An 8,159-nucleotide genomic window follows, 5' to 3' on the forward strand; every position below is an offset into this window, starting at 1 on the left:
TCGAAAAGAAGACTCGAACTCCAGAGATACAGACTTTTCTAAGAAGGGAAACCTTGAAAAGTCTGTGTTTTTCTGTTCGCCTTTTATACGAACATTGACACCTGTTGTCTGCTGACATAGACTTAGTTTACAAGCTTTTTAGGATGCAGAAGAACCTCTGGAGGAATGTTCGTTGATAGACATGATTAAGCAGTGGAGACATGTATTTAAGCTCGACCCAGACCGGGAAATTTCAGACGAGGCACTGGATCAGGTATGCATGTCAGGAACGGATGCGATTATCGTTGGCGGATCATCAGGAATCACATATGACAATACGGTAGATCTGATGTCCCGGGTTCGTCGTTATGAACTGCCCTGTGTGCTGGAAGTATCCGATTTGGAGGCTGTTGTACCCGGTTTTGACGGGTATCTAATTCCGATGGTGTTAAACACAACGGACAGCCAGTGGATTATTGGACATCACCAGCGGGCTATCGAGCGGTTTGGTTATATGATCCCATGGGATCTGCTGATTACCGAAGGGTATATTGTGCTTCATGCGGATTCCACTGTGGCGAAGTTAACCGGAGCGGAGACGGAATTGAGTGCAGAGGCTGCAGCTGCTTATGCTCAAGCTGGAGAACGCCTGCTGAATCTGCCCATTATATATATGGAGTACAGCGGAACTTTTGGTGATATGGAACTGGTTGGCGAGACTCACAGACAACTGGAGCGGGCACACCTCATATATGGCGGTGGAATCGATACGGCGGAGAAAGCAGTACAAGCTGCTCAAGCTTCGGATACTATTGTTGTTGGCAATGTAGTGTATAGCAATTTGCGCCAAGCGCTGGAGACGGTACAAGCCGTGAAGGAAAACGCCTAACCGGTTTAGTTTACCATTGCCCCACATCCCCCTTTGAATCTGTTAAAATAGAAATTTGGCTTTTATAAATCCCATTTGTTTGAGTAATAAGGCTCTAAGATTTCTAGATATTCTTACCTGGCCCAAAGTATAAGGCGACTACGTTTACACATGAACGGAGAGTGCAGAAGCGATCTGAAGAAACGAAGTGTTCGTATTTATCACCGGATTTTCCCCTTGCCAAAGGGGATCAAAAAATCTGGGGATAACGACGATCGGAAGATGCTACTGCACTCGGAGTGACCAGTGTAACCTCAGGGCCCCGTTATACGACCAACTAATGAAAGGAGCATGCATGCATGCAACCTGTAAATATACATGATGCCGTAGCACGGCTTAACACCCCTCAGCGTCAAGCTGTCGAGGCGACGGATGGGCCGCTGCTGATTATGGCTGGCGCGGGCTCAGGCAAAACCCGGGTGCTAACACACCGGATCGCCTATCTGATCGCAACACGGAAAGCACCCCCATGGGGCATTTTGGCGATTACGTTTACCAACAAAGCTGCTCGTGAGATGCAGGATCGGGTTTCACAGCTCGTAGGCGGTTCTCAGGGCCGTGATATTTGGGTATCCACGTTTCACTCTATGTGTGTGCGCATCTTGCGCCGCGACATTGAACGGATCGGTTTCACTTCCAACTTTAGCATTTTGGACTCATCCGACCAGTTATCCGTTATTCGCAGCTGTATGAAAGATCAGAATATCGATACGAAGAAGTTTGAACCCAAAGCCGTTCAGGCGATGATGAGCACAGCCAAAAACGAACTGATCAGTCCGGGGCAATATGAAAAGCAAGCAGGCGATTATTTCGAGGGCATTGTAGCGAAGGTATACACGATGTACCAACGCCGGTTAAGAGCCAATAACTCGCTCGACTTCGACGACCTGATTATGGCAACGATTCAATTGTTCAAAGAAGTGCCGGAAGTGCTTGACTTTTACCAGAAGAAATTCCAGTACATTCATGTCGATGAGTATCAGGATACGAACCGTGCACAGTACATGCTGTGCCGTATGCTGGCTGACAGCCACCACCGTATCTGCGTTGTAGGGGATAGTGACCAGTCGATCTATCGCTGGCGCGGGGCGGACATTACAAATATCCTCAACTTTGAAAAAGACTACCCGGAAGCACAGACAATCTTGCTCGAGCAAAATTATCGATCCACTTCCAACATCCTGAATGCAGCGAATGAAGTGATTGGCCTGAATACGGGCCGTAAACCGAAGAAGCTGTGGACGGATAAGGAAGGCGGCTCGAAGATCAAGGTATACCGTGCTGATTCCGAACATGATGAGGGGTATTTTGTAACCTCCGAGATTAGTAAAAATGTGAAGAACGGCAAATCCTATCAGCATCATGCGATTTTGTATCGTACCAATGCCCAGTCCCGGGTTATCGAGGAAATTCTGATCAAGTCTGATATTCCGTATCAGATTGTCGGCGGCATCAAGTTCTATGATCGTAAAGAGATCAAGGACATTCTGGCTTACCTGCGTTTGTTGTCCAACCCGGATGATGATATCAGTTTGACCCGGATTATTAATGTGCCGAAGCGCAGCATCGGGGATACGACAGTAGCCAAGCTGGCTGCAGCAGCTGGAGAACGTGGGGTTTCCATTTTCCGTGTACTGCAAGTGGTTGATGATCTTGGTTTCGCTGGTCGTACGCGTAACGCGCTCGTAGAGTTCTATGATATGATCGCTGCACTGCACCAGATGGTCGAGTATCTATCGGTTACTGAACTGACCGAGAAGATTCTGGAGATGAGCCAGTATCGTGACGAGATGCAGAAGGAAAATACGATTGAATCTCGCGCAAGACTGGAGAATATTGAAGAGTTCCTGTCCGTAACGATGGAGTTTGAGAAAAATAATGAAGACAAAACGCTCGTTTCGTTCCTCACCGATCTGGCACTCATTGCAGATATTGATAGCATGAACGATGATGAAGAGGATCAGAGTGATGCGGTCACGTTGATGACGATGCACAGTGCCAAAGGTCTGGAATTCCCGGTTGTCTTTATCGTGGGTATGGAAGAAGGGGTCTTCCCACACAGCCGTGCTTTTATGGACAACGAAGAGCTGGAGGAGGAACGTCGTCTGGCTTACGTAGGTATTACGCGTGCAGAAGAGCAGTTATTTCTGTCATGTGCGCAGATGCGGACCTTGTTTGGACGTACAACTGCGAATCCGCCATCCCGTTTCCTGGATGAAATTCCGGATGAGCTTAAGGAAGATACCTCCATTGCACGAGACCGTTACCGCCGTGGAACCAGCACAGGCGGAGGTTCCTATGGAGGACGCGGTTTAGGCTCCAGTGGTGGAAGCAATTTCGGCGGCGCTGCAAGTGCGTCCAAGCTGTTTGAACAGCAGAGCCGAAGTGGTTCATCCGCAAGTGCTTCCGGGCCAACATCCCGGGTGACGATGAGCACCTCTCGTCCAACATCTGCAGCACCGACCTCAGCTTCGAAGTCTGTCTCTTCCGATAGTGCGGCAGGATTTAAAGCAGGCGATAAAGTGCAACACGGCAAATGGGGAACAGGTACTATCGTTGCGGTCAAAGGCAGTGGTAATGATACCGAACTGCAGATTGCATTCCCGGCTCCAGTTGGCGTAAAACGCCTTCTCGCCGGATTTGCCCCGATTACCAAAGTGGAATAAGAATGAAACGGCCTATTGCCTAATCCTGAGCTGACATGAGATCTGATTCTACCATGTTCGATTATTGCAATAGGCATGTTTTTTCTACATATATTAAATAAACGGAGGGATGGCCCGTATGGACCCGATGCACCGGATGGAGCAACTCGTAGCCGAGCTGAACCAGCACAATTATCAGTACTACACGATGGATCAGCCACAGATCAGTGATAAGGAGTATGACCTTCTGTATGATGAACTGGTTACACTGGAACAGGAGAGCGGTATAGTGTTGCCGGATTCTCCTACTCAACGTGTAGGGGGCGAACTGCTCAAGGGATTTAACCCGCATCGTCATTTATCCCCATTATGGAGTTTAGACAAAGCGCAGAACATTGAACAGTTGCGCAACTGGAACACACGTGTTCTAAAATTGGTTAATGACTACAACAGCAAAAACCCGGATAATCCCTTGCCTGAACCGGGTTACGTCATTGAGTTGAAATTTGATGGACTAACCTTGAACCTGACTTATATAAATGGTGAGTTGGTTCAGGCTTCCACACGCGGAAACGGAGCAGTGGGAGAAGGTATCTTGGCACAGGTTAAAACCATTAAGTCGGTTCCGCTTAAAATTCCGTATACGGGTGGCACAATTGAAGTGCAAGGTGAGGGGATTATGAACCTCTCCGTGTTAAATCGATATAATGAAACGGCTGCCGAGCCGCTCAAAAATGCACGAAATGCAGCAGCAGGAGCGCTGCGTAACCTGAATCCAAAAACGACAGCTGAGCGTCGATTGAATGCCTATTTCTATAACATTGGATACTCGGACGACATTCAGTTTGCGAATCATCAGGAAATGATGGACTTCTTGCGCGAGAACCGTTTTAAAGTTAATCCATCCATCACCTACTTCCATGAATTTGATGACGTTATGGAGCAGCTCGAAGCAATTCAGGAAAATCGTGGACAACTGGATTACCTGATCGATGGGGCGGTAATTAAGCTAACGGACATGCGCACTCGTGAGGTGCTTGGCTACACGGATAAGTTCCCGCGCTGGGCAGTTGCCTACAAGTTCGAAGCGGAAGAGACAACTACAGTACTGAATGAAGTGGTGTGGAACGTGGGCCGGACGGGCAAAGTGACTCCGCTCGCGCGGGTAGAAGCGGTTGAACTTGCTGGTGTTACTGTGCAAAACTGTACGCTGAACAATGTCGGCGATATTGAGCGTAAAAATCTGAAGTATGCATTGGGTTCACGTGTCTTTATTCGTCGTTCCAATGATGTTATCCCCGAGATTCTTGGAAAAGTGACGGAAGAAAATGATGGTGAAGAGATCATATATCCGGAGCAATGCCCGGCATGTGGATTTCCGTTGGAGCAACGCGGAGCGCACTTGTTCTGTAATAACAAACTGGCTTGCAAACCGCAGACGGTTGCTCGTATTTCCCATTTTGCATCCAGAGACGCGATGGACATCGAGACATTCAGTGAGAAAACGGCAATTCAGTTATATGATGAATTAAACGTGCGTGAACCGGCCGATCTGTATACATTGCAGTTTGATGATCTCGTGAAGCTGGAGCGATTTGGCGAAAAGAAAGCGAATAACCTTCTCGCAGCGCTCGAGCAGAGTAAAGACCGAGACCTTGCCTCGTTCCTGTATTCCTTGGGTATTCCCAACACAGGCAAATCCACGACACGTATGCTCGCCGAGCATTACCGTGATCTGCACGCGATCATGAATGCTACTGTGGAGGAATTGGTTGAACTGCCAGACGTGGGTGGTATTGTAGCAGAGAGTATCGTTAACTTCTTCGCTGATCCGTTTACACAAGCGGCTATCGAGAAAATGCTGAACCTTGGTGTGAAAGCACAAGCACCTGAAGCGCCAACTGTTGTTGCAGAGGACTCCTTCTTCAGCGGTAAAACGGTAGTGCTCACAGGAACACTCCATCAATTGACGCGTGAAGAAGCCACGCAAAGACTTGAAGCGCTTGGCGCGAAGGTCACAGGAAGTGTATCGAAAAAGACAGACCTGGTCATTGCCGGAGAGAAGGCAGGCAGCAAATTAACGAAAGCTCGTGATCTCGGTATTCCAACCATCGAAGATGAGGATGAACTGGTACGCCTGCTGAATCCGTAGACTGTTAATATCTACGACAGATGCACCAGCTCTTGTTATTGGGAATTACACAAACAAGTGTCAGACAGCTTGGAAATCAAAAAGCCTTCAAAACACGCATGACGTGTCTGGAGGCTTCTTTTTTTATGTGTTGGACAACTTTAAGCTTTTATTCAACTTTATGAACCCGTTATATTCGGAAAACGCTGAGAAGCACCGGATAACCATGCATCTTTGTCGTATCCCCGTTCCTCCCAATATCCAATATGCTCGCTGTCGATGACTTCAATGCGGTTCAACCATTTGACTGATTTGTAGGCGTACATCTGTGGAATAACGAGTCGTACAGGTCCGCCAAGGTCTGCAGGAATGGGTTTACCATCATGCATAACTGCAATCATAATGTCATCCATTTGTGCTTGCTCTAACGTGATGGCATCTGTATATACCCCGTCACCAGAATAAAATTTGACGCTGTGCGCTCCAGGTTTCAAACCGGCTTTCTCCAGAAAATGCTTCAGTGGAATGCCTTCCCATGTATTCTTATACACGGACCAGCCGGTAACGCAGTGAAAGTCACTGACTTGCACGGTGCGTGCAAGCTTGACGAACTGCTCCCAATTCCAGATCTGTGCCCGTTCCACAAGTCCATCTACACGAAATGACCAGTTTGCATTGGAAAAGGAAGGAATGGGTGTAACCGTGTATACGCGAAAGTGTCCTTCGGCGCCACCACCGATCGGTGGGGAAGAAGCGGATAAGGGCTGCGGCAATGGAACCAACTGATTAGGGTCATTCTCCAGCATGCTGTCTATGCTGTTATCAAACTTGAGGTTTTTGCCTACCCATGATACAAACGTAGGCCCAAGAGTCACAGCGAGTCCTATGCCAACAGCTGAGCGAATGAAGGTTCGACGAGTGTATACGGGTTGAGGCTTCTCGATCTTTGATCCCTTGTTTCTATTGAGATCTTGTAGTTGACCTCCTTGATGATGAAACGATTTGTCTGCACGCAAATTGGACATGGCTGCGGGTGTACTACGTGTTTCTGACTCCTCTGTATCCGAAGAGGGAGTGTTTGGAGCGGGTACACTTGGAATTTGTGTTGAAGGTTCACTGACTTGAAAAGTACGGCGTGTAGAATCTTTTAACCACCGAGTCCGTGTGATTGAGTGGTAAATGATATACGGCAATCCAACCCATGTGAGCAGATCATGAATTAAAAGTGCTGCGTTGGACCACCGGGGGCCAGCAAGCTTGAACTGCCATAAGATGATACCGGATAATAACCAGCCGATCAGAAGTGCGAGGACGATGATCGTATTTGCTTTTTGCCATGGCTTATTGCGAAGTTGCTTCCAATGCTTACTGGCCAAAAATAAGTAATAAACGACAGGAGCAAGCATCGCGAGACCCACAGCGATATGTAACCATTTTAACCAGACACGTCCGATACCCAGTGTTTCACGCCAGAAGCCACCAATTAGCATAAGACCAGTAACGGAGAGAATGACAACGATCCAGGCGTTCCAAGCATGAATGGAAACCAACTTTTTGCCGTAACCCTTGCGCATCTTCTTTAACCAAAGTTTCAAATGTGTTCACCTCGTGTCATGGATTTGAGTTAAACGCAGGCAACAAGCAAAAATCTAATTGATGTACCACTTAAATAACAGTAAGCATTATTAGAGGGCATTGATAAGTTGCGTGATGAAGTTCTCGTGTTCCTATTGATTGTATAACCTTAAAAGCCCTTTTAAGCACTTCCTTCAATTTAAGATACCTTATTATAAAGTTTTTGGATCACTTACTTCAAATTTGTTCTTATTGGAGCTGCTACTTTTCTATATTTTCCTTTGCAAAGCCAAAAGCCGCTTCATATCGAACATTCGCTTCAGCAATTGACATCACTCTTATTGGAATATGAAAAAAATTAAATAAAGTACTTGCTAAAATAATGACAGCATGATATATTATTTCTTGTCGCTTCAAACAGACATTAGTCGAATAGCTTTGAAGAATGACGAAAAATAATGTTGACAGAAACTTAGTTAACATGATATGATAAATTTCCTGTCTGGTTGACGAAAGTTAACGAAAGATAAGTAACCAAGTTCCTTGAAAACTGAACAAATGGATAGTAACTTTTGATTTACAATGAATCGTCAGATTCAAAATGAGCTTATCGCTCTTTTCAATACCCCGATGAGTTGCGCAGTGTTTAACCACGCTGCGAAATTCATCTTTATTGGAGAGTTTGATCCTGGCTCAGGACGAACGCTGGCGGCATGCCTAATACATGCAAGTCGAGCGGACTTGAAGAGAAGCTTGCTTCTCGGATRGTTAGCGGCGGACGGGTGAGTAACACGTAGGCAACCTGCCCTCAAGCTTGGGACAACTACCGGAAACGGTAGCTAATACCGAATACTTGTTTTCTTCGCCTGAAGGAAACTGGAAAGACGGAGCAATCTGTCAC

Annotated in this window: 5 protein-coding genes and 1 rRNA gene; 4 read left to right on the top strand and 2 right to left on the bottom strand. The window is 46.8% G+C overall.

Going from position 1 to position 8,159, the window contains the following annotated elements; translation table 11 throughout:
* Positions 1-181: 181 nt before the first annotated feature.
* From AB4Z30_RS17145 to ligA, 3 genes are all read left to right on the top strand, one after another.
* Positions 182-868 (top strand): heptaprenylglyceryl phosphate synthase, encoded by a 687-nt coding sequence (locus AB4Z30_RS17145; RefSeq protein ID WP_441928507.1) that lies wholly within the window; start codon positions 182-184, stop codon positions 866-868.
* 338 nt (positions 869-1,206) lie between these two features.
* Positions 1,207-3,573, top strand: a complete 2,367-nt coding sequence (gene pcrA, locus AB4Z30_RS17150; protein ID WP_441928477.1) for a DNA helicase PcrA — start codon at positions 1,207-1,209, stop codon at positions 3,571-3,573.
* A 118-nt stretch (positions 3,574-3,691) separates the two neighbouring features.
* Positions 3,692-5,704, top strand: a complete 2,013-nt coding sequence (gene ligA, locus AB4Z30_RS17155; protein ID WP_441928479.1) for an NAD-dependent DNA ligase LigA — start codon at positions 3,692-3,694, stop codon at positions 5,702-5,704.
* Positions 5,705-5,862: 158 nt separating this feature from the next.
* Here the strand turns inward: ligA and AB4Z30_RS17160 are convergent, their stop codons facing one another.
* Both AB4Z30_RS17160 and AB4Z30_RS17165 read right to left on the bottom strand, forming a co-directional pair.
* Positions 5,863-7,278, bottom strand: coding sequence for a molybdopterin-dependent oxidoreductase (locus AB4Z30_RS17160; protein WP_441928481.1), 1,416 nt, complete (start codon positions 7,276-7,278; stop codon positions 5,863-5,865).
* Between the two features lie 241 nt (positions 7,279-7,519).
* Positions 7,520-7,741 carry a hypothetical protein gene (locus tag AB4Z30_RS17165; protein ID WP_441928483.1) on the bottom strand — a complete coding sequence of 74 codons (222 nt, stop codon included), beginning with the start codon at positions 7,739-7,741 and terminating at the stop codon, positions 7,520-7,522.
* Positions 7,742-7,928: 187 nt separating this feature from the next.
* Here AB4Z30_RS17165 and AB4Z30_RS17170 point away from each other — a divergent pair.
* A 16S ribosomal RNA gene (locus AB4Z30_RS17170) occupies positions 7,929-8,159 on the top strand; the annotation flags it as partial.

Origin of the sequence: Paenibacillus sp. 2TAF8 (assembly GCF_052114825.1) — a bacterium.
GTDB lineage: Bacteria > Bacillota > Bacilli > Paenibacillales > Paenibacillaceae > Paenibacillus.